Origin of the sequence: Leifsonia sp. 115AMFTsu3.1 (assembly GCF_004362795.1) — a bacterium.
Lineage (GTDB): Bacteria > Actinomycetota > Actinomycetes > Actinomycetales > Microbacteriaceae > Leifsonia.
Genome location: NZ_SNYB01000001.1, coordinates 867263 through 889357, shown reverse-complemented (window position 1 = coordinate 889357; position 22095 = coordinate 867263). Strand labels below are relative to the sequence as shown.

The window sequence follows — 22095 nt, the reverse complement described above, 5'->3', positions numbered from 1 at the left end:
CGGCTCCTTGCCGGTCGGTTGTGCGGAGAGAGGGGATGTGGCGACGGGATGCGACTCAGCCGCGGCCGGCCAGAGCGGCCGAGGCGGCCGTGGAGAGGTCGACACGTGATCCGATGATCTCGACGGTGGCGCGCATGGCGGCGAGTTCGTCGTCGCTGAGGTCGGCGAACATCGGGACGAGCGCGGCGGACAGCTCATCACGCCACGTCTGGAGCGCGTCGGCGCCCTTCCCCGTGATCGCGATCTGCCAGGCGCGCGCGTCGGAGGTGTCGGCGATGCGCTTGACCCACTCGGCGTCGACGAGGTTGCGGACGATCTTGGTCATCGTGGGCTGCGACACCCGGCTGTGCTCGGCGAGCTCGCCGAGGCGCATCGGGCCGACCGTCTGCAGCACGCTGAGGGTGCGCCAGGTGGCGGGCGACTCGGTGCTGCCGGTCACCCGGGCCGCGAGCCGGGTGAGACGGTGGGCGGCGACCACGAGGTCGCCGAGGATCTGGTGGAGTTCGGGGGTCTCGGGCATGAGACCAATTATATATAGCTTGCCTATGTTTATCAAACGTCGCGGCGCGCGAGCACGTAGCCCTGGGGCGACTTCTCCGGCGGCACCGCCTGCCGGATGAGCTCAGCGGTCACCGTGAACCCGGCCTCGACGAGCCGCTCTTCGACCCGGTCGGGATGCTGTCGCCGGGTGTGGAGGTCGAGGTCGTGCCCGTAGGCGTGCGTGAGGTGCACGACGTCCTCCCCCACCTGGAAGGCGAGGAGGAGGATCCCGCCCGGCCGGACGACACGGGCGAACTCCGCGTAGAGCTCCCCCTGGCGCTCCTCCGGCGTGTGGATGACGGAGTACCACGCGAGCGCTCCGGCGAGCGCGCCGTCCGCGAACGGAAGGGCCGCCATCGTCCCGACTTCGAACCGAACAGCAGGATGCTCGCGCCGGGCCACCTCGATCATCCCGGGCGACAGGTCGACGCCGACGACCTCCAGTCCGAGTCCCGCCAGGTACCCGGCGATGCGGCCGGGACCGCATCCCAGGTCCCCCACCGGGCCGCCTCCGCCGCGCGCCACCTGCTCCGCGAAGACGCCGAGCATGGCGCGGTCGAACTCGCTTCCCGCGAGGTGGTTGCGGAGCAGGTCGGCGTAGTCCTGGGCGACGGTGTCGTAGGCGAGACGGGTGGCGGTCACATCGGCGGGCTCGGTCACGCGACTCATCGTAGGGCGGAGGACCGACCCGGCACGTTCTCAGACGCCGCGAGCTCGCGGACGAACTCCGCCCAGGTGCGCGTGCCCCGGGTCGCCGCCGGGCCGGCGAGATTCTCTCCCGCTCGATAGGCACGGCCGACCGCTCCCGGCAGCGGCAGCGCGATCGTGGGCCGGCGACGCCCGGTGTAGGCGCGCACCAGGTCGGGGATGTCCAGCACCTCCGGCCCCGCCAGGTCGGGCACCCGCCCTGCGGGATCCGCCAGCGCCAGCGACGCGAGTCGTTCTGCGACCTCCTCCCGGTGCACGGGCTCGAACCGCAGCCCTCGCGGCGCCGGGGTGAACGGCAGACGCGCCATCCCCCGGACCAGCGGCAGCACGAACTCGTGGAGCTGCGACACCGCCAGGATGCTCCAGGGCACCCCCGACGCGGCGATCGCTTTCTCGGCCGCGGCCTTCGCGCGGAAGTAGCCGATCGGCATCCGCCCGGCCCCGACCACGGAGATGAGGATCAGATGGCCGACTCCCGCGCTCCGTGCCGCCTCTGCGACGTTGGCGGCCGCCCGGTCGTCACCGGTCGCGCCGCCGGCGAGGTGGAGCACCGTCCCCGCTCCGGCGAACGCATCCTCCAGCCCGTCGCCCGCGACGGTGTCGCCGCCGACATGGGTGATGCCGGGGTCCGTCCCAGCCTGCTGCGGGTGACGGCTGAGCACCCGCACGTCACGCCCTCCGGCGCGGAGCAGCGGGACCACGCTGCGCCCGATCCTGCCGGTACCTCCTGTCACCACGATGGTGTCGTTCATGGCCGTCCTCCTGTCTGGTGTCACATGTGCCGTCTCCGGCTCGTCGATAGGGTGACGATCGAGAGACGGAGAACGTGACATGACGGATGCACGACCCCTCGCCGAGCACTTCGAGGCGGCACGACCGCGGCTCACCGCCATCGCCGGACGGCTGCTGTCGTCGCACGCCGACGCGGAGGACGCCGTGCAGGAGACCTGGCTGCGGTTGAGCCGCACCGACCCCGCCGGCATCGACAACATCGACGCCTGGCTGACCACGGTCGTGTCCCGGGTCTGCCTCGACCAGCTGCGGTCGCCGCGTCGCACGCGGGAACGATCGTGGGAGGTCACCCCGTGGATGGACGAGCCGGTCTCGACTTTCGGCGACCCCGCCGCGGAGGCGGAGCAGGGAGACCGCATCGCCACCGCGCTCCTCGTCGTGCTCGATGCGTTGAGCCCCGCCGAGCGCATCGCGTTCGTCCTGCACGACGTCTTCGGCCGGCCGTTCGAGGAGGTGGCGGAGGCGCTCGACCGCTCTCCGCAGGCCGCTCGTCAGCTGGCCTCGCGCGCTCGACGTCGCCTCCACGGCTCCCCGGACGCGGCACAGCCGGATCGGCGCCGGGCGCGACCGCTCGTCGACGCGTGGCTGGCGGCGGCGCAGCAGGGAGACGTGCGCCGACTCCTGAGCCTCCTCGACGACGGCGCGGTGCTCGATGCCGACTACGGGACGAGTGAGCAGCATCTGGTCGGAGCCGAGGAGATCGCGGCCCAGGCCGTCCTCTCCGCCCGGCTCGCCGCCCACTCGACGCCGGTGCTGCTGGGCGGCCGTCCGGGCGTCGCGGCGGTGCTGTCGGGTCGCGTCGTCTCCGTCATGGCGTTCGAGATCGAGGACGACCGCATCGTCCGGCTCGACGTGCTCGCCGATCCCGCTCGCCTCGCGGACCTCGGCGTCGCTCGGGTGCTGGGCCTTGCGTGACGGCGAAGCGCCCCCGGCCGGGTGGTCGGGGGCGCCTCGTGGTGGGTGTTACCGCAGGTACCTGTCGTAGAGGAGGGTCCTGCGGCACAGATCCGGTGGGTGGCAACCGCTGTCGCGGTCCTCACCGTGGAGCATCGCGTGACCGAAGTCACGCAGTCGCGAGGCGTAGGCACGCCAAGAACTGGTATTCATCGTGGTTCTTCTTCCGGTTGTGCGTCCTTGCACACCGATGCCCGCTGGCGGGCGCGATCGGACGCGTGGGATGGGTGAGCATCCGCGCCCGTGCGTCACTTAACGCACGGAGGGCGTCGCCCCGTTACGGGGGCGACGCCCTCCGCAACGCGGACACTCTCTAGTGGAGGAGTCCGCGTCGCGCCTGTGTCTACGACACAGCGGCAGTCAGCCGTCGGTAAGAAGAGCCCCGATGGGGCCCTGATTACTTCAGGGTGACGGTGGCGCCAGCCTCTTCGAGCTGGGCCTTCGCCTTGTCTGCGGTCTCCTTGTTGGCACCCTCGAGCACGGTGCTCGGAGCGCCGTCAACGAGGGCCTTCGCCTCACCGAGGCCGAGGCTGGTGAGGGCGCGCACCTCCTTGATGACCTGGATCTTCTTGTCACCGGCGGCCTCGAGGACGACGTCGAAGGAGTCCTTCTCCTCGACCTCTTCGGCAGCGGCGCCCGCACCACCGGCGGCCGGAGCGGCCACGGCGACGGGGGCGGCGGCGGTGACCTCGAAGGTCTCCTCGAACTTCTTCACGAACTCGCTGAGCTCAATGAGCGTGAGCTCCTTGAACGCGTCGAGCAGCTCCTCAGTCGAAAGCTTTGCCATTGTTCTCTCCTTAGTGTGTGTGGTTACTCACCGCTGGCCTGGTCCGTGAGGACTCAGGCAGCGGACTCCTGCTTCTCACGCAGCGCGTCGACCGTGCGAACGGCCTGCGACAGCGGTGCGTTGAACAGATATGCGGCTCCGAACAGCGAGGCCTTGAAGGCGCCGGCCAGCTTGGCCAGCAGAACCTCACGGGACTCGAGGTCGGCGAGCTTGCCTACCTCTTCTGCGGTCAGCGGGTTACCGTCGAAGTAACCGCCCTTGACCACAAGCAGAGGGTTTGCCTTGGCGAAGTCACGCAGCGACTTCGCGACGGCGACAGGGTCACCGTGCACGAAGGCGATCGCGGACGGCCCAGCGAGCTCCTCGTCGAACGACGAGATGCCCGTGTTGTTGGCCGCGATCTTGGTCAGCGTGTTCTTCACCACGGCGTAGGTCGCGTGCTCACTGATCGACGTGCGCAGCTGCTTGAGCTGAGCGACAGTGAGACCGCGGTACTCGGTCAGCAGAACGGCGGTCGAGCTCTCGAACAGGTTCGTGAGCTCGGCGACCGTGGCTTCCTTGTTCGCCATGGCCTACTCCTCAATCTTCTTCGTCGCACACCGCGGAAGCGGTGTGCCCGCCAAAGTCGCTGGACGACACCGTCACCGGACAAAGAAAAAAGCTCCGGCGCAGAGGCACGGAGCTGGCGACGCAGAAAATGCGGAACTTGCTTCATACACCTGCGCGGGCCCCCACCTGAGTGGATCTTCGGTCATGCGAGCACGACAACCAGCGGTCTTTGGCTTCGTACAGGGTACGGGATGCGCACCCCGGTCTGCAAATCGAGTTCAGACGGCGGCCGGCACGAGCGGCAGCGACACCGTGAACACGGTTCGGCCCGGCTCGCTCGTGACCGTCACGTCTCCCTCATGCGCCTGCACGACCGCCTGGACGATGGCGAGGCCCAGCCCGGTGGATCCGGTGGCGCGGTTGCGGGAGCTGTCGCCTCGGGCGAAGCGCTCGAACAGCGTCGCCTGCATGTCCTCCGGGATGCCCGGTCCGTCGTCCGCGACCGTGATGACGGCGCGGTGCGCGTCCTCATCCACGCGCAGGCCGGCCGTCACCTTCGTGCCCTCCGGCGTGTGCACGCGCGCGTTCGCGAGCAGGTTCATGAGCACCTGGTGCAGTCTCGGGGCGTCGCCGACGACCTCGACGGGCTCGTCGGGCAGGTCGAGCGCCCACTCGTGGTCGGGTCCGGCCGCGTGGGCGTCGCTCAGCGCATCCACCAGCAGCAGGGAGAGGTCCACGGGATCGCGGTCGAGCTCGCGGCCCTCGTCGAGCCGGGCGAGCAGCAGCAGGTCCTCCACGAGGGAGGTCATCCGGGTCGCCTCCGACTCGATGCGGCCGAGCGAGTGCGTGACGTCCGGCGGGAGTTCGTGGGGGGCACGGCGGGTCAGCTCGGCGTAGCCGCGGATGGAGGCGAGCGGTGTGCGCAGCTCGTGGCTGGCGTCGGCGACGAACTGGCGCACCTTCTGCTCGCTCGCCTGGCGTGCGGTCAGGGCGGAGGCGACGTGGCCGAGCATCCGGTTGAGGGCGGAGCCGACCTTTCCGACCTCGGTGTGCTGGTCGGTGTCGGCCTCCGGGACACGGACGGAGAGCGCGACGTCTCCTCGATCGAGCGGCAGGGACGAGACCTGTTCCGCGGTGTCCGCGACCCGCTCCAGCGGACGCATCGCCAGCCGGACGACGACGCTCGCGAGAAGGAACGCGAACACCAGCCCGGCGAGGGTGACCAGCACGATGACGAGCGTGAGCCGGGCGACGGTCGCGTTCACGTCGCTGAGCGGGAGGCCGATGATGACGCTGTCGCCGTTGGTCAGCTCGACCGCGGCGACGCGGTACTCCCCCAGGGACGCGCCGAGGTCGATGGTCCGCGGGTGCCCGTCCGACGGCAGGCTGAGCAGGGCAGTGGTGGAGATGAGCACCCGCTTCGGCGCCACCGGCTGATCGGGGGTGCTTCCGGCCGGCCTCTCGGAGAGGATGACCGGGTACAGCAGCATGTCGCCGCTGCGGATGACGCCGAACGTGCCGGTCTGCTGACCCGGCGTCTGGACGATGCCGATGACGTCCGGTCCTGTGGGCTGATCGCCGTAGATGCGATCGGCGGCCCGCTGGCCGCGGTCGAGCGCCGAGGTGAGCTGCCCGTCCAGCCGCTGCATCAGGTAGTTCTGCAGCGCGAACACGCTAACCGTCCCGATCACGGCGCCGAGCACCGCCAGCATCGCCACCACGACGAGCACGACACGGCTCCGGAGGGTCCACGAGCGGAACGGGCGGATACGCCAGGACCGGCCGCTCGCGCGACCGGTTCCGCCTGGCCCGGTGACCGGGGCGCCCGCGTCGCGGGCGGAGGTCATTGCGCGGCCTTCACCATGTAACCGGCGCCGCGGACGGTGTGGATCATCGGGGCGCGGCCGGCGTCGATCTTCTTGCGCAGGTAGGAGATGTAGAGCTCGACCACACTGGAGGATCCGCCGAAGTCGTAGCTCCAGACCCGGTCGAGGATCTGGGCCTTGCTGAGCACGCGGCGCGGGTTGCGCATCAGGAAGCGCAGCAGTTCGAACTCGGTGGCGGTCAGCTGGATGGGCTCGCCGTCGCGGTGGACCTCGTAGCTGTCCTCGTCGAGGACGAGGTCGCCGACGATCAGCACGGGGTCGTCGTGGTCGGCGACCGCCGCGCGCGACCGGCGCAGCAGACCGCGCAGGCGCGCGACGAGCTCCTCCAGGCTGAACGGCTTCGTCACGTAGTCGTCGCCGCCGGCGGTGAGACCGGCGATGCGGTCGTCGAGGGAGTCCTTCGCGGTGAGGAAGAGAACGGGCGCCTCGTTGCCGTCGGCGCGCATCCGCGACAGCACCTGGAGGCCGTCGATGTCGGGGAGCATGATGTCGAGCACCACGACGTCCGGCTTGAACTCGCGCGACAGCTGCAGCGCCTGCTGACCGTTCGACGCCGTCTTGACCTCCCAGTCCTCGTAGTGGAGGGCCATCGCGAGGAGGTCCGTCAGCGTCGCCTCATCGTCGACGACGAGCACGCGGATGGCGCTGCCGTCCGCGCGGCGCAGGAGGGTACGGGGCTGGCTGGAGGGGCCGGAGGCGGCGCGCGCGTTGATGGTCACCTTTCTCATTATGAGGAGGGTGATGGATGCCGTCTTTGCACAACCTATGAACTCTCTGAGCGCTCAGGCTCACTCCAGGATGCGGTTCCGTCCGGCCAGCAGACCGAACACCAGAAGCACGACCTGCACACCGATGACGACCAGGAGAGGACCCGTCCACGACCCGGTCGCGTCGTGCAGCGCGCCGACGCCGATCGGGCCGGCGGCGGCGACAAGGTAGCCGACGGACTGCGCCATGCCCGACAGTGCGGCCGCCTGCGCGTGGTGGCGGGTGCGCAGGCCGAAGAACGAGAGCGCCAGCACGATCGTGACACCGCCCGCCACCCCGGCGATGCTGTCCCAGATGGCCGAGAGCGCCGGAGCGAACAGCACACCGAGCATCGCGATCACCGTGAAGGCGGGTGCCGCGGCGGCCAGCAGCCGCTGGTCCCGGAACCGCGGGATGAGGAAGGAGCACGTGACGCTGCCGACGATGCCGCAGCCATTGAGGAGGAGCTGGTGCCACCCGGCCGCCTCCGGGCTGATCCCCGCCGACCTCTCGATCGAGGGCAGCCAGGTGATGAAGATGTAAAAGCCCACCGACTGCAGCCCCATGAACGCGGTCACTTGCCACGCGAGGGCCGACCGCCACGGCGAGCTTCCGCCGCTGCGATGGCCCTCCCTACCGAGGGTCAGGTCTTCCTGCCCGTCGGGCACGACGGTTCTGCGGCGCAGCTGCGGTGCGAGGACGGCGATCGCGATGACCGCCAGCACCGCCCACATCCCGAGCGGGAGCCTCCAGCCGACCGCCGTCAGCCCGGCGACCGGGACGGCGACACCGGCCGCGATTGCGGCGAAGACGGCCTGCACGACCGAATATGCGCCGGTGATCTGCCCGATGCGCGTGGGGAAGTCGCGTTTCACCAACGCGGGCAGCACCACGTTGAGGACGGCGATCGCGACGCCGATGAGGGCCGTGCCGGTCCAGAGCGAGCCGAGGCCGGGGAGGGAGCGGAGCACGAGGCCGCCGGCGAGGAGGAGGAGCGCGAGCGCCAGGGACCGTTCGAGCCCGAGCGCGCGTGCAACACGCGGCGCGAACGGCGACACGACGGCGAACGCGACGAGCGGGAGGCTGACCAGCACGGACGCTGCGACGGAGGTGAGGCCGAGCGCACTGGTGATGTCGCTGAGGACTGGGCCGACGGTGGTGAGCCCCGCTCGCAGGTTTCCGGCGACGAGCAGCAGACCGGTGAGGACGAGCGCGGGACTCAGGGTCCGGATGATGCGAGCGCCCCCGCTCCCGCCGCCGCGCAGCGCCGTCCTTTCCGACATCATCGGCCCGTGCCCGTCGCGTCGTATCCGGGCAGGTGGATGCCCTGTCTCTCGTTGATCAGGCGGACCGCCGCCTCCGCCGCCGCGGCTGCGGCCACCGGATCGCCCGCGGCGACCGCCGCGACGATGGGCGCGTGCGCTTCGTCGATGTCGGTGGGTCGCGCCTCGCCGCCGGCGGACACGGCGGCCTCGTCGCGAAGGGCGTGCAGAGCCCGTTCGTTGCCTCCTACCCCGCGGTACAGCTCGGCCAGCAGGGAATTGCCGGTGGCGTCGAGGAGAGCCTGGTGGAAGGCGATGTCCGCGTCGTCGTATCCGGGGAGGCCGATCAGCGCGGTCCGTTCGGCGAGGGCCTCGTTCAACCGCGCGAGCTGCTCGGGCGTGCGCCGGAGGGCCGCGAGCCGGGCGGCCTCCCTCTCGAGGAGGGCACGCACCTCTGCGACATCGACGTCCCTCTCCTGGTCGAGGCGTCGCGCCAGGGTCGGGGCCACGTCGTTCGTGGCGCGCACGAAGGTGCCGTATCCCGCCCGCGCGCCCAGCATCCCCGCGTGGACAAGCGACCGGAGGGCTTCGCGGATGCTGTTGCGGCTGACGCCGAGTTCTTCGGCCAGCTCCGTCTCCGGCGGCAGGAGCGCGCCGACGGGGAACTCCCCCGCGGAGATCCGCCGACGCAGCTGATCGGTGACCTGTTCGGCGAGCGTGGGACTGGGGGCGATGCGTGGCATTCCTCCACGCTAGGGCAGGCTCCCCTAAATGTCCAACATTTGGCTATTTGGATCGATCAGCGCAGCGACAGGGTCAGCTCCTCCCCCAGCCACGACAGTTTCTGCGGGTTGCGGACGATGTACAGCCCCGTGATCCTGCCGTCCTGCACGCGGGCAGCCAGCACCCCGTCGAACTCGCCCGCCACATGCAGCGCCAGTGCCGGGTTGCCGTTGACGACGGCCGGTTCGATGGCGAAATCGACGGCGGTCTTCCGGATGCCGCCGGAGATGAAACGCGCCACCTTGTCGCGCCGAGGATCGGCCGGAGTGCGGCCTGCTTCACTCCGCCGCCGTCGCTGATGAGGACGACGTCGGGGGCGAGCACGTTCAGCATCGCCTGCACGTCCCCGGTCTCCACCGCGATACGGAACGCGTCCAGCGCGGCCCGAGCCTCATCGGCGGTGACACTGACCCGCGGGCGCCGCGCCTCCACGTGCTGCCGGGCGCGGTGGGCGATCTGACGCACGGTCGCCGGCGTCTTCTCCACCGCCGCTGCGATCTCGTCGAACTCGAAGCCGAAGATCTCGCGCAGCACGAACACAGCGCGCTCGGTCGGCCCGAGAGTCTCCAGGACCACCATCAGGGCCATGGAGATGCTCTCCGCGAGCTCGGCGTCGTCCGCGACATCGGGCGAGGTCAGCAGGGGCTCGGGCAGCCAGGGTCCGACATACGCCTCGCGACGATGTTGCGCGCTGCGGAGGCGGTTGAGCGCCAGCCGGGTCGCGATCCGCACCAGGTAGGCGCGGGGCTCCCGCACCTCCGCCTGGTCGACGGTGCTCCAGCGCAGCCAGGTCTCCTGCAGCACGTCCTCGGCGTCCGCCGCCGAGCCGAGCATCTCGTACGCCACCGTGAAGAGGAGGTTGCGGTGCGCCACGAAGAGCGACGTCGCCGCATCCGTCCGGTGCGAGCTCATGCGCCCTCCCGTCCCGGGGTCGCGCCCGCGACTTCAGGGGCCGACCCGTTCACTGCGAGCATACGGCGGCGCTCGCGGTCGCCGAAGGCCGCAGGCAGTCGAGTGACGCCGGGATGCCGCGCCTCGAGGGTCAGCTGCTGTACCGTGCCCCGGCAGACCAGCTCCTTCACCGCTGCTCCCGCACGGCCGCCGATGTGCGCCCGCGTCGCCGTGTCGTTCCTGTGCTCGAACTGGAAGATCCCGTGACGGCGGCCCAGGCTGATGCAGAGACCGACGAATCCCATCACCAACGGCTCCGGGTCGCGGCCGTCGATCCGGCGGAGGACGGTGTCGGCGGCGTGACCGCCGAGCGGCCCGGCGGCCTGGCAGCTCATCCGGAGCGGGTGCCCGGACGGCGCGGCCGAGTCGCCCGCCGCGACGATGCGGTCGTCGTCGACGCTCGTCAGGGTCTCGTCGGTCAGGTGCCGGCCGGCGGCATCCACGGTGAGTCCGCTGCGGCGCGCGAGGTCGGCTGCGACGAACCCGGCCGCCCAGATGGTGAGCGCGCTGGGGCGCGTGCTCCCGTCGGCCAGCACCACCGCATCCTGCTCGACCGCCATCACCCGGGAGCCGGGGCCGTCCTCGACCGTGACGCCGAGCGCGGCGAGCCGCCGGGCGATGGAGCGGCGTCCGCGGGGATGCAGCGACGGGCCGAGGGGTCCGCCGCAGTAGAGCGTGACGGAACGGCCCTGCTCGGCGAGCTCCGAGGCGACCTCGATGCCGAGCGGACCGCCGCCGACCACCGCGATCGGGTCCGTCGACCCGAGTGCCGCCAGCTCCTCCCGCAGCCGGTCCGCGTCGCCGAGCTGCGCGATCGGGAGGGCGTGCTCGGCAGAGCCAGGGACATCGGCCAGCGCGCGGACGCTGCCCGCTGCGTAGACGAGGTAGTCGTAGTCGAGGTGGCCGCCGGACGACAGCTCCAGCCGTCGTGCGGGCGCGTCGATGCGCTCGACGGCGTCGACGACCAGGTGGACCGACGGCGCCAGCACCTTCCCGAACTCCACGATCGCGTCGTCTGTGCCCGCCGCCAGCTGGTGGAGACGGATGCGCTCGACGAAGACCGGCCGCGCGTTCACCAGGGTCACGGAGACGTCGTCCCGACCGCTGAGCCGGTTGGCCGCCGCGACTCCGGCATACCCGCCTCCGATCACCACGACCTGGGCCTGCTGCTGCATGGGATTCCTCCTTCTCGTTGCCTTCACCCGTACGACACGGCAGGGGCGCCGGATGTGACAATCCGCAGGAAACCGGGCACTCGGCAGATGCATAGCTTCGCCACAGCGACCCGAAAACGGCCGTTCCTAACCTCACGCCAGACGTTCATCCGACAGCACAGTTTGGGAGCCCATGTTCGGAACCTATCTGCGGCGCGAGTTGCTCAACCGCCGCAAGCAGACGATCATCATCGCCATCGGGATGGCCCTGGCGATCGCGCTGGTCATCATCGTGGACGCGGTCTCGGCGGGGGTGCGCCAGGCGCAGGAGAGCGTGCTGCAGTCGGTGTACGGGGTGGGCACGGACATCACGGTGAGCCAGCCCGCGACCGCGCAGAACGCGACCGGGCTGCAGGGCGCGGGAGGCGGTCCACGCTTCGACTTCGGCGCCAACGCCGGCACCGACACCGGCGGCGCACGGCAGGTCAACACCTCCCGTCTCGAACCGACCCGCGGCGCCACGGTCATGGACGCATCCACTCTCACCACGGTGAAGAAGGTGCAGAACGTCGAGTCGGCCGCCGCCGTGCTCTCGCTCACGAACACCAGCTTCAGCGGAACCCTGCCGAACTTCCAGCAGCTGCGCCAGGAGCGTGAGAACGGTCAGGCGGCACAGCCGACCGCGCCCCCGACGGGCGGCTCCGACGGCGCAGGCGGCAGCTCCTTCACCGTCGACTCGTTCTCGGTGCTCGGCCTCGATCCCGCCGGCAAGTCCGTCGGCCCGCTCGCCTCTGTCACCCTCACCGGCGGCCGGAGCTTCACGGCGGCCGACGCGGGCAAGGATGTGGTGGTGCTCGACGCGAGCTACGCCAAGACGGCGAGCAAAGCCGTCGGCGACACCATCACGATCGGCGGCACGGACTTCTCGGTCATCGGGATCGTCGCGGCGACCGGCTCCGACGCGACCACCGCGGCGAACGCGTACATCCCGCTGGATGTCGCCCAAACGCTCTCCGGGCAGAGCGGCAAGATCTCGTCGGTGTACGTGAAGGCGGCCTCCTCCGGCGACATCGACCAGATCAAGACCGATCTGACGAAGGCCGTGTCCGGGGCGACGGTCAGCACGCAGGCCGACCTCGCCTCGACGGTCTCCGGCTCCCTCGGCAGCGCCGGCCAGCTCATCGCGAACCTCGGCACCTGGCTGTCGGTGATCGTGCTCGCGGCCGCATTCCTCATCGCCATCCTGTTCACCATCTCCGGTGTCACCCGGCGCACCCGCGAGTTCGGCACCCTCAAGGCGATCGGCTGGTCCAACCGGCGCATCGTCGGGCAGGTCGCCGGCGAGTCCGTGGTGCAGGGCGTCATCGGCGGCGTGATCGGCGTCGCGGTCGGCCTCCTCGGGGTGCTGGTCGTCAACCTGATCTCGCCGACGCTGACCGGCAGCATCAGCCACGGCACCACCAGCGGCGCCGCCGGGCGTTCCGGTGCGGCGACGGGTGCGACCGGCGAGGGCGCGGCCCGCGGCTTCGGCGGCGCCTTCGGAGCGGCCAGGGAGGCCGCGACGACCTCCGCGAACATCGCCCTGCACGCCCCGGTGACCCTGTGGATCATCGTCGGCGCGGTCGGCCTCGCCGTCCTCGGCGGGCTGATCGCCGGGGCCATCGGCGGATGGCGTGCCTCGCGACTCCGCCCGGCCGCGGCCCTCCGCTCGGTCGCCTGAACCCGGTCATCCCGCCTCGAAGGAGCACACATGTACACCCTGACCGACGTCACCAAGACCTACAGCCAGTCCAAGCGCCAGGTCGTCGCCCTCAACGACGTGACCCTGGAGATCCCGGACGGCCAGCTGGTCGCCATCCAGGGGCCGACCGGAGGAGGCAAGTCGACCCTGCTGCAGATGCTCGGGGCGCTCGACCGGCCGACCTCCGGCTCGGTCGAGCTGGGGGCCGACAGCCTCTCGAAGCAGCACGACGGACGGCTCACGAAGATCCGGGCGAAGGAGATCGGGTTCGTCTTCCAGGGCTTCAACCTCATCCCGACCCTCACGGCTCAGGAGAACGTCGAGACGGCTCTCGCGCCGCTCAAGGTCAGCGCCGCCGACCGCAAGCGCCGCGCGGCGGAGGCCCTGGCCTCGGTCGGGCTCGCCGACCGAGGCAACCACCTGCCGTCGGAGCTCTCCGGCGGCCAGCAGCAGCGCGTCGCGATCGCGCGGGCGCTGGTCAAGGATCCGGAGGTGCTGCTGGCGGACGAGCCGACGGGCAACCTGGACGAGGAGACGCGGGACGAGATCATGGACCTGCTCGAAGGGCTGTGGCGCGACCGCGGTCTCACCGTCGTGATCGTGACGCATGACACCGCGGTCGCGAAGCGCGCCCAGCGCCGCCTGCACATCAAGCACGGGCAGGTGCGCGAGGTCGACTGACACGGTCTAGGAGCGGGCGCGCGCGGCGAGCGAGCGGATGAAGCCGGCCACGTCATCCGGCTTCTCCTCGGCCATGAAGTGGCCGGCGTCGATCGGCTCGTAGACCAGGTCGTCCGACCAGGCGCCCCAGATCGCGCGCGGGTCGAAGCCGAGCTGCGACCCCCAGTCCTGCGACAGGACGCCGACCGGCATGGCCAGCCCACGGCCCGCGGCGCGATCGGCGCGATCCAGCTCCAGGTCGATCCCGGCGCTCGCCCGATAGTCGGCGACGATCGACGGCACCGCCGCCACCGAGCTGTCGATGTAGTGCCTGCGGACGTCCGGCGTGAACGTGGTGCCGTCGGTGTCCCACGCGTCGAGGAACGAGGCGAAGAAGTCGTCGGCGACCGCGGAGATCATGCGCTCGGGCAGCCCCACCGGCTGGGCCATCAGGTAGAGGTGCCAGGCGATCTTCGCATCCACCCCGTGCAGCACGTCCCAGGTGTCGAGGGTGGGCAGCACGTCGAGGATGCCGAGGTACTGCACGCGCTCCGGGTGGTCGAGCGCGGCGCGGACGCCGACGAGCGCACCGCGGTCATGGCCGATGAGCCCGAACCGGTCGTGTCCGAGGGCGGACGCGACCGCCACGACGTCGTCGCCCATCGTGCGCTTGGAGTAGGTGTCCGGTCCGTCCTCCTCCGGCTTGCCGCTCTCGCCGTAGCCGCGGAGGTCGGGGACGATCACGGTGTGATCGTCGGCGAGCCGCCGCGCGACCTCGCGCCACATGTAGTGGGTCTGCGGGAAGCCGTGGAGCAGCACCACCGCCGGGCCGGTCCCGCCGACCGCGACGTGCAGCGGGATCCCGCCGCTGCCGGGGATGGTCTGGTAGCTGAAGCCGTCGATCGTGGCCATGGTGGATCTGCCTCCTGGTGGTGGGGGGTCGTGGGGCGGTGGAGTGGGCGGTCAGGCGTCGGCGGTCGCCGGGTGACCGGAGAAGATGCCGGCGGGAAGGGGTCGGGTGCCGGATGCCGTCGCGCGGAGCGCGGGGATCAGGATGGTGTCGACCAGTGCCTCGAGGTAGTCGTCGGTGACGGCGAGGCCGTTGAGGCAGCGGAGCAGGAGCGCGGAGCCGGTGACCTCTTCGAACGGGAAGGGGTCGACCCCCTCGGGCAGCTCTCCCCGGCGGACCGCCGCCGCGACGACGTCCGCCGGAAGGCGCGCACCGGTCGGGCCGACCGTCTGCTCGATCGTCTCGCCGAGCTCCGGGTCCTCGAACCCGGCCTGCAGGAGCGCGAGCGCGGTCTGGCCGTCGGCCGAGCGGAGGGTCGTGAGCAGGCGGCGGCACAGCGCCAGCAGGTCGCCACGCAGCGACCCCGTGTCGATCGCGTCGGCGTCGTCCCGGCGGGCCGGGCCGACCTTCAGTGCGGCGACGACCATCTCGCGCTTGTTCGCCCAGCGGCGGTACAGCGTCGGCTTGGAGGCGCCGGCTCGGCGGGCGACCTCCTCGAACGAGACGCCGTCGTAGCCGCGCTCGGCGAGGAGCGCGTTGACGACGGCGAGGATGTGCGACTCGCGGCTGTCGTCGCGCGGGCGCCCCGCACGGCGTGGGCTGGTCTGTGAATACGACACGTACCGTATCGTAACGCGATTCGCCTCGATCGCCAAACGGTGGGGAGACGCGTCAGCGGAGCACGGGGTCGCCGACGCCTGCGGTGAACTGCCGGACCTCCCGAAGCGTGGGACTCGACTCCCAATCTCCGGGCGTCATGCAGAGCATCGCTCCGCAGACGTTGGCGCGGTGCAAGCGCGCCGCGACGTCCGATCCGTCCAGGACGCCGCTCAGGTACCCCGCGACGAAGGCGTCGCCGGCTCCGACCGTGTCGACGACATCGACGACGAACCCCGGGGCGTCGACCGCCTGCGTCCGCAGTATGGTCGTCGCGCCCTCGGCGCCGCGCTTGAGCACGACCTCCGTGGGGCGATGCGCGAGGAGGCGCTCGCACGCGGCCGCGGCATCCGTACCCGGGGAGAGCAGTTCGAACTCCTCCGCGCCGCCGAACACGATGTCGGCGCGTTCGGCCACCTCCCGGAGCCACGGCCCCGCGACGGCCGGGGCAGCGAGAGAGGATCGGTAGTTGATGTCGAAGGTCACCACGACGCCGGCCGCTCGGGCGCGGTCGATCGCGACCGAGAGGGTCTCGCGGGCCGATTCGGAGATGAGGGCCGTGATCCCCGTGAGATGGAGCAGGTCGGCCTGTTCGATCCAGCCGTCGGGCAGGTCGGAGGGCGACAGGCGCGATCCGGCCGAGCCGGATCGGTAGTACAGCACGCGGGTCGAGGTCGGGTTGGGACGCTCCTTGAGCATGAGGCCCGTCGGGGCGCCCGCATCCACGACGGCGCGCGCGTCGACCCCCTCCGCGCGGATCTCGCGCACGACGCGCTCCCCCAGCGAATCGTCGCCGACCCGACCGAGCCACGTGACGTCGACGCCGAGCCTGCGCAGGGCGATCGCGACGTTGCTCTCGGCGCCGCCGACGCCCAGAGCGAGGTCGGACGCGTGCCGGAGGCTGCCGATGTCGCGGCTGCGCACGAGAGCCATCGTCTCGCCGAGCGTCGCGACCCGTCGGCGGTCGGACACGGTCATGCCCTGCCCCCGGCGGTGACAGCGACGAACGCGCGGGCCCGCTCACCCAGGGCGACGAGGTCGCCGCCCTGGAACGCGTCGCCCAGCAGCGGGCCGCCGACGCTCACGGCCGCGGCACCGGCCGCGAGCCACTGCGCGGCGCTCTCGAGGTCGATGCCTCCGGACGGCACCACCTCGATGTCGGGGAACGGTCCCCGCAGATCCTTGACGTATCCCGCGCCGAGCCGTCCGGCAGGGAACACCTTGACGGCGGACGCCCCGGCCGACCACGAGGCGAACAACTCGGTCGGCGTGAACCCGCCGGGAACGAGCGGCACACCGGCCTCCACGGCCGCGGCGAGGAGCGAGGGAACCGTGATCGGTGTGACGAGGTAGCGGGCGCCCGCATCCACTGCACGCCGGAGCTGGTCCGTGTCGGTCACGGTCCCGATGCCGAGGTCGACGTCATCGCCGAAGCGCTCGATCAGCCCCGGGAGGTGCTCGATCGTCCCCGGTGTCGTGAGGGTCAGCTCGACACTGCGGATGCCGGCATCGATGAGCACCTCCAGCACGGGGTCGTAGTCCTCGGCGCTCCGGGCTCGCGCCACGACGATGAGCCGCGACTGCGCCGTCTTCTGCGGGAGCGGAAGCCGCGCGACGTCACCAGTCATGGACGGTCCCGTCCGTGAGCCGATTCACGGGGAGGTAGGCCTTGGTGTACTCGAAGGCGGCCGCCGCGTCCTCGTCGAGCTCGACACCGAGCCCGGGCTCCTCCCCCGGGTGAAGGAAGCCGCGGTCGAACGTGAACGACGTCTGGAACACCTCCAGCGTCTGCTCGTTGTGCGGCATGTACTCCTGGATGCCGAAGTTGTGGATCGCGAGGTCGAGGTGGAGCGCTGCCGCCATCCCGACGGGCGAGATGTCGGTCGGACCGTGGATGCCGGACTTGATCCCGTAGATCGCGGCGAAGTCGAGCAGCTTCTTCATCGCGGTGATGCCGCCGGTGTGGGTGACCGCGGAGCGGACGTAGTCGATGAGGCGCTCGGTGATGAGCGTCTGGTAGTCGAAGACGGTGTTGAAGACCTCGCCGATCGCGAGCGGCGTCGTCGAGTGCTGGCGCACGAGACGGAGCGCCGTCTGGTCCTCGCCCGGGGTGCAGTCCTCGAGCCAGAACAGGTCGTACGGCTCGATGTCCTTCGCGAAGCGCGCGGCCTCGATCGGCGTCATCCGGTGGTGGCCGTCGTGGAGGATCCGGAGGTCGGTGCCGAAGTCCTCGCGGATCTTGGCGAAGATCCCCGGCATGTGGTTGAGGTAGTTGCGGGTGTCCCACGTCTCTTCGCTCGGGCGGCCGTTCTCGGCGCGCTTGGCCGGCTCATAGTCGTAGCGCACCCCGGGTCCGGCCGCCGAGACGCCGTAGATCTGACCGAGCCCCGGCACACCGGTCTGCACGCGCACGGCGGTGAAACCGAGCTCCTGGTAGCCGGTGATCGCGTTCGCGAGCGCGTCGTAGTCGGTGCCGGAGGCGTGGGCGTAGACGCGGACACCCGACCGGCTCGCACCGCCGAGGAGCTGGTAGAGCGGCATCCCGGCCTTCTTGGCCTTGATGTCCCACAGGGCCATGTCGACCGCGGCGATGGCCGCCATCGTGACCGGTCCGCGCCGCCAGTAGGGGCCGCGGTAGAGGTACTGCCAGGTGTCCTCGATGCGGTCCTCGTCACGGCCGATGAGAGTGGAGGCGACATGGTCCTCCAGGTAGGAGGCGACCGAGAGCTCGCGCCCGTTCAGTGTGGCGTCCCCCCAGCCGACGATGCCGTCCGAGGTCGTGATCTTGAGGGTGACGAAGTTGCGTCCGGGGCTGGTGATGATGGTATCGACGCGGTCGATGGTCATTGATCGTCCTTCCTTGTCACATCGCGGCGCGCGGGTCGGTGAGGTCGCGCCCCGTCCACTCGGGCGCAACGATCGCGGCGACCAGTGCGCACACGGTGTAGATGCCGAGCAGCACCATCACCGGGATGATGCTGCCGGTCGTCGCGGCGACCCAGGCCGCAGCGATGATCGGGCCGATGCCGGTGGCGATGATGGCGGCGATCTCGCGGACGATGGCCGTCAGCGTGTAGCGGTTCCGCGCTCCGAAGATCTCGGGGAGCGAGATGTTCTCCATGGACGCGAGGCCGAGGACCGAGACGTTGTGGATCACGGCGTAGCCGACGAAGATCCAGCCGACCTCCTTGGTGTTGATCGCGAGCATCGTCGGGATGATCAGCACGAGCGAAAGCGACGTCATGATGATGTACATCCGCCGGCGGCCGAACAGGTCGCCGAGCCAGCCGACCAGCGGGATGGTGCCGAAGCCGATGAGCGAGGAGACGATCACGATCTCGGGGCCGACGCCCTTCTGGACGGCGAGCGTGATCGTGATGAAGGAGATCATGTAGGTCTGGATCAGACCCGAGTTGCCGGCCTGGCCGAAGCGGAGGAAGAACGACACGAGCGTCGCCTTGACCGGCTTCTTCCGCAGGGCCTCGAGCGCGCGGAGGTCGTTGCTCTTGGTCGCGAGGTCGACCATCTCATCGCGCGAGAGCGCCTTGCCGTCGACGACGTCGGTGCGCTCCTCGAAGACGGGGCTCTCCTTGAGGCGGAAGCGCACCCAGACGGCGAACACCATCACGATGGAGCTCGCGATGAAGGGGATCCGCCAGCCCCAGGCGATGACGTCGTCCTCCATCATGACGGCGAGGAGGAGTGCCCAGATCGCGGAGGCGAAGAGCGTTCCGCAGTTCGTGCCGAGCGCGACGAGGGAGGCGATGATGCCGCGCCGACGCGCGGGAGCGTACTCGGCGAGCATGACGCCGGCACCGGAGATCTCCGCGCCGGCGCCGAAGCCCTGCGCCAGACGCAGCACGACGAGCATGATCGGCGCGAGGATGCCGGCCTGCGCGTACGTCGGCAGGAAGCCGATGAGCGTCGTCGCGAGCCCCATGAGCAGGATCGTGTAGAAGAGGACCTTGCGGCGGCCGACCTTGTCGCCCATCCGGCCGAAGTACCAGGCGCCGAGCGGGCGGGCGATGTAGCCGACGCCGTAGGTCGCCATGGCGAGCACGACGGCCATGCCGGGCTCCTCCCCGGCGAAGAACAGCTGGCTGAAGACGAGGGCGGCGGCCAGGGAGTAGAGCTGGAAGTCCATGAACTCCAGTGCCGTGCCCAGCCAGCCCGAGACCGCGGCGCGGACGAGGTCGCCGGTCGATCTCTCGACCGTCTGCGGGGGCGCGGAGGCGTCCACACCGGGGACGTTGGAAGTGCTCATCGTTACTCCTTCGTAAATGAGTGGGGGGAGGGTGGTGGAGGGTCAGAGACGCAGAAGGACCTTGGCCGACGCGGACGAGTCGCGCGCGACCCGGAACGCGTCGACGGCGTCTGCGGCGTCGATGGTGTGCGAGATGACGGAGTCGAGGGCGTCCGACTCGGCGAGCATCGCGACGGCGTCGTCGATCTCGGTCGAGAAGCGGAATGCGCCGCGGAGGGTCAGCTCCTTGGCGAGCATCGGCGCGAGGTTGACGCCGATCTCCGCGTCGGCGAGCATCCCGACCTGCACGACGGTTCCCGCCCGGCGCGCCGCGCGGACGGCCTGGGTGACGGAGACGGGGACGCCGGAGCATTCGAAGACGACGTCATACGACTCGTCCGCGATGGAGTCGCGGCCGACGAGCACGGGCTCGCTCGCGCCCAGGGCCGCGGCGCGATCGAGGGGCTCGGCGCGCACGTCGCTCGCGCCGACGGTGGCGGCCCCCGCGTGTACGGCCGCCGAGACGACGAGCAGTCCGATGGGGCCCGCGCCGATGACGAGCACACGCTTTCCGCTGATGTCGCCCGCCAGGCTGACGGCGTGCAGGGCGACGGCGAGCGGCTCTGCGAGTGCCGCACGTTCCAGCGGAAGGCCCTCGGGGAGAACACGGACCATGTGTTCCTCGACGAGGAGGTACTCCGCGGCGCCGCCCTGGCGATGCGGCATGGTGGCGGCGCTGCCGAAGTAGTCGCCGCCGGGCCGCAGGTGCGGCCTGTCCTCGAGGCCGGGCACATCTGCGCCGTGGCGGGCCGGGTGCACCGTCACGGGGGTCCCGGTGGCGAGGCGCCCCGACGGGTCGAGGTCGACGACGGCCGAGAGCTCATGGCCCGGCGTAAGCGGCTCCCGGATGGTGTACTCGCCGTTCGCGCCGTGGAAGTAGTAGTGCAGATCGGAACCGCAAATGCCGACGTACCGGACCCGGAGCCGCACCTCGCCCGACGCGGGCTGAGGCACCTCGCGGTCCTCCCAGCGGATGTCTTCCTTGCCGTGGATGGCGAGCGCCTTCATCGTCGCGCCTTCCTCGTGATCGTGGGTCGGGTTCACCGTGCTCATGCCGGGACCTCCGATGCTCGTGACCTGATGTCGGTCTCCGCCGCCGTGACGCTCTCCGTGATCGCCGCCGAGACGCCGTCGCGTTCGATCGTGTCGACCAGCTCGCCGACCCGCTCGATGAACGCCGGACGGTCGGCGAGGTCGGCGCCGAAGAGCCCGAGGTCCGTGATCGAGGCCGCGGCGAGGTCGGCCCCGGTACGGGCCGACCCGGCGAGCGGGATCAGTCGCTCGCGGGCGGCATCCTTCATCGCGGCGGCGAAGGGGCCGGGATCGAATCCGGGCCGGGGTGCGATGCAGGAGAGGTAGGCGGCCACGGTGAGGGCGATCATGTGCGGCATCTCGCCGCGATCGAGCAGCCGGAGCGCCGGCTCGGGGATGCGCTGACGCAGTTTGACGGAGCCGTCCGTGCCGACCTGGCTCGTCTTGTGCCCGAGTGCGGTGTTGCCCCAGCGGAGGAACAGCTGACGCTCGTACTCCGCGATGTCGACGCCCGACGGGACCTGGATGGACGGCGTGTACTCGTGGGCGAGCACCGCGCGCGCTGCACGCTCGATCGCCGGCCGGCCCACGGCATCCGGGATCGACTCGGCGTTCTGCAGCGCGCCCAGGTAGGCGATCAACGAATGCGTTCCGTTGAGGAGCCGCACCTTCATGTCCTCGTAGCGGCCGACCTCCGTGCTGAAGACCGCTCCTCCGGCCTCCCAGGCGGGCCGTCCTGCGGCGAAGTCGTCCTCGACCGCCCACATCGTGAAGGGCTCGGCGGGGACGGGGATCTCGTCCCACGCGCCGAGAAGCGACGACACCTCGCTGCGGAGCGCGGGCGTCGTCGACGGGACGATGCGGTCGACCATGCTCGAGGGGAACGAGACCGACGACTCGAGGAAGGCCAGCGCCTCGCCGCCCTCGCTGGCGGGCAGAGCCTCCAGGAACTCGCGGACGAGAGCCTTCGTGCGGGCGCCGTTGGCGGCGAGGTTGTCGCAGCTGAGGATCGTCAGAGGCGCTCCGGATGCCGCGGCACGCCGCTGGATGCCGCGCGCGAGCTGTCCGATGGTCGAGTGAGGGTGGCCTCCGCGCAGGTCGGAGACGATGGTCGGGTCGGCAGTGTCGAGGCGACCGGTCGCGGGCGAGGAGCTGTAGCCGTTCTCGGTGACCGTGAGCGTGACGATGCGGATGTCGGGGTCGGCGATGCTCTCGACGACGCGCTGGGGCTCGTCCGCCGCGACGAAGGCGTCGGTGTGCACGCCCGGGATACTCAGCGACATTCCCTCGGGCGAGATCGTCGCGACCGAGGAGAGCAGGTCCTGTGCGCGCATCGCGTCGACGACGGTCCGCGATCGCGAGGCGACGCCCACGATGCCCCAGTCGCCGCCGTCGGCCGCGATGGCCGCAGCCGTGTAGACCGCCTGGTGTGCGCGGTGGAAGCTGCCGAGGCCCAGGTGGAGGATTCCGGCACGGGCGGGAGTCTCGGGGAGCGGGACAGCACCGTGGTGGGAGCGCGACAGGCGCTGCGGAGTGCCGCTCACGAGTGCACCCCGGTTCGAGGTGCCCGTCGGCGGGTC

At 70.8% G+C, this 22095-nt stretch carries 22 protein-coding genes; 3 read left to right on the top strand and 19 right to left on the bottom strand.

The genetic code is table 11. The features are described 5' to 3' along the window. Positions 1-55 precede the first annotated feature (55 nt). From AXZ95_RS04430 to AXZ95_RS04420, 3 genes are read right to left on the bottom strand one after another with little or no spacing between them, the layout of a single operon-like run. Complete coding sequence (locus tag AXZ95_RS04430) at positions 56-520, bottom strand: MarR family transcriptional regulator (protein WP_018189804.1); 465 nt, start codon at positions 518-520, stop codon at positions 56-58. A gap of 32 nt (positions 521-552) precedes the next feature. Then, the gene (locus tag AXZ95_RS04425) at positions 553-1209 is read right to left on the bottom strand and encodes a class I SAM-dependent methyltransferase (protein WP_231374339.1); all 657 of its coding nucleotides are present in this window, start codon (positions 1207-1209) and stop codon (positions 553-555) included. After that, on the bottom strand, positions 1206-2000 hold the full coding sequence (locus tag AXZ95_RS04420) for an NAD(P)H-binding protein (protein WP_018189802.1): 795 nt from the start codon (positions 1998-2000) through the stop codon (positions 1206-1208). Before AXZ95_RS04420 ends, AXZ95_RS04425 begins: the two co-directional genes overlap by 4 nt. Before the next feature lie 79 nt (positions 2001-2079). On the opposite strand from AXZ95_RS04420, the gene AXZ95_RS04415 reads away from it, so the two are divergent. Next, positions 2080-2955, top strand: coding sequence for a sigma-70 family RNA polymerase sigma factor (locus tag AXZ95_RS04415; protein WP_018189801.1), 876 nt, complete (start codon positions 2080-2082; stop codon positions 2953-2955). 436 nt (positions 2956-3391) lie between these two features. Here AXZ95_RS04415 and rplL read toward each other — a convergent pair whose 3' ends face one another. From rplL to AXZ95_RS04375, 8 genes are all read right to left on the bottom strand, one after another. Then, positions 3392-3781, bottom strand: a complete 390-nt coding sequence (gene rplL, locus AXZ95_RS04410; protein ID WP_018189800.1) for a 50S ribosomal protein L7/L12 — start codon at positions 3779-3781, stop codon at positions 3392-3394. 53 nt (positions 3782-3834) lie between these two features. Continuing rightward, positions 3835-4350, bottom strand: a complete 516-nt coding sequence (gene rplJ / locus AXZ95_RS04405) for a 50S ribosomal protein L10 (RefSeq protein WP_018189799.1) — start codon at positions 4348-4350, stop codon at positions 3835-3837. 258 nt (positions 4351-4608) lie between these two features. After that, on the bottom strand, positions 4609-6177 hold the full coding sequence (locus AXZ95_RS04400) for a HAMP domain-containing sensor histidine kinase (protein WP_018189798.1): 1569 nt from the start codon (positions 6175-6177) through the stop codon (positions 4609-4611). After that, positions 6174-6944: a response regulator transcription factor gene (locus AXZ95_RS04395; RefSeq protein WP_269209383.1), complete on the bottom strand. Its 771-nt coding sequence runs from the start codon at positions 6942-6944 to the stop codon at positions 6174-6176. The genes AXZ95_RS04400 and AXZ95_RS04395 overlap by 4 nt, the downstream gene beginning before the upstream one ends. A 60-nt stretch (positions 6945-7004) precedes the next feature. Continuing rightward, the gene (locus AXZ95_RS04390) at positions 7005-8249 is read right to left on the bottom strand and encodes an MFS transporter (RefSeq protein ID WP_231374338.1); all 1245 of its coding nucleotides are present in this window, start codon (positions 8247-8249) and stop codon (positions 7005-7007) included. Further along, the gene (locus tag AXZ95_RS04385) at positions 8246-8968 is read right to left on the bottom strand and encodes an FCD domain-containing protein (RefSeq protein WP_018189795.1); all 723 of its coding nucleotides are present in this window, start codon (positions 8966-8968) and stop codon (positions 8246-8248) included. The genes AXZ95_RS04390 and AXZ95_RS04385 overlap by 4 nt, the downstream gene beginning before the upstream one ends. Positions 8969-9041: 73 nt before the next feature. Continuing rightward, positions 9042-9920, bottom strand: a complete 879-nt coding sequence (sigJ, locus tag AXZ95_RS04380; protein WP_331272598.1) for an RNA polymerase sigma factor SigJ — start codon at positions 9918-9920, stop codon at positions 9042-9044. Then, a complete protein-coding gene (locus tag AXZ95_RS04375) occupies positions 9917-11134 on the bottom strand; it encodes an FAD-dependent oxidoreductase (protein WP_018189794.1) in 1218 nt (405 codons plus the stop codon). The genes sigJ and AXZ95_RS04375 overlap by 4 nt, the downstream gene beginning before the upstream one ends. A 172-nt stretch (positions 11135-11306) precedes the next feature. On the opposite strand from AXZ95_RS04375, the gene AXZ95_RS04370 reads away from it, so the two are divergent. Both AXZ95_RS04370 and AXZ95_RS04365 read left to right on the top strand, forming a co-directional pair. Further along, positions 11307-12833 (top strand): ABC transporter permease, encoded by a 1527-nt coding sequence (locus AXZ95_RS04370; RefSeq protein ID WP_018189793.1) that lies wholly within the window; start codon positions 11307-11309, stop codon positions 12831-12833. 30 nt (positions 12834-12863) lie between these two features. Then, positions 12864-13535, top strand: a complete 672-nt coding sequence (locus tag AXZ95_RS04365; RefSeq protein WP_018189792.1) for an ABC transporter ATP-binding protein — start codon at positions 12864-12866, stop codon at positions 13533-13535. Between the two features lie 6 nt (positions 13536-13541). Here the strand turns inward: AXZ95_RS04365 and AXZ95_RS04360 are convergent, their stop codons facing one another. From AXZ95_RS04360 to AXZ95_RS04325, 8 genes are read right to left on the bottom strand one after another with little or no spacing between them, the layout of a single operon-like run. Continuing rightward, entirely contained in the window at positions 13542-14426 is an 885-nt protein-coding gene (locus AXZ95_RS04360) for an alpha/beta hydrolase (RefSeq protein WP_018189791.1), read from the bottom strand. Between the two features lie 51 nt (positions 14427-14477). After that, positions 14478-15143 (bottom strand): TetR/AcrR family transcriptional regulator, encoded by a 666-nt coding sequence (locus AXZ95_RS04355; protein WP_018189790.1) that lies wholly within the window; start codon positions 15141-15143, stop codon positions 14478-14480. A gap of 52 nt (positions 15144-15195) precedes the next feature. Beyond that, positions 15196-16158, bottom strand: a complete 963-nt coding sequence (locus AXZ95_RS04350; protein ID WP_018189789.1) for a sugar kinase — start codon at positions 16156-16158, stop codon at positions 15196-15198. Continuing rightward, positions 16155-16808, bottom strand: a complete 654-nt coding sequence (locus AXZ95_RS04345) for a bifunctional 4-hydroxy-2-oxoglutarate aldolase/2-dehydro-3-deoxy-phosphogluconate aldolase (protein ID WP_018189788.1) — start codon at positions 16806-16808, stop codon at positions 16155-16157. Before AXZ95_RS04345 ends, AXZ95_RS04350 begins: the two co-directional genes overlap by 4 nt. Beyond that, positions 16798-18027, bottom strand: coding sequence for a D-mannonate dehydratase ManD (manD, locus tag AXZ95_RS04340; RefSeq protein WP_018189787.1), 1230 nt, complete (start codon positions 18025-18027; stop codon positions 16798-16800). Before manD ends, AXZ95_RS04345 begins: the two co-directional genes overlap by 11 nt. 16 nt (positions 18028-18043) lie before the next feature. Continuing rightward, entirely contained in the window at positions 18044-19444 is a 1401-nt protein-coding gene (locus AXZ95_RS04335) for an MFS transporter (RefSeq protein ID WP_018189786.1), read from the bottom strand. Between the two features lie 42 nt (positions 19445-19486). Next, positions 19487-20536, bottom strand: a complete 1050-nt coding sequence (locus tag AXZ95_RS04330; protein WP_018189785.1) for an L-idonate 5-dehydrogenase — start codon at positions 20534-20536, stop codon at positions 19487-19489. Next, the gene (locus tag AXZ95_RS04325) at positions 20533-22059 is read right to left on the bottom strand and encodes a mannitol dehydrogenase family protein (RefSeq protein WP_018189784.1); all 1527 of its coding nucleotides are present in this window, start codon (positions 22057-22059) and stop codon (positions 20533-20535) included. The genes AXZ95_RS04330 and AXZ95_RS04325 overlap by 4 nt, the downstream gene beginning before the upstream one ends. Between the last annotated feature and the right edge of the window lie 36 nt (positions 22060-22095).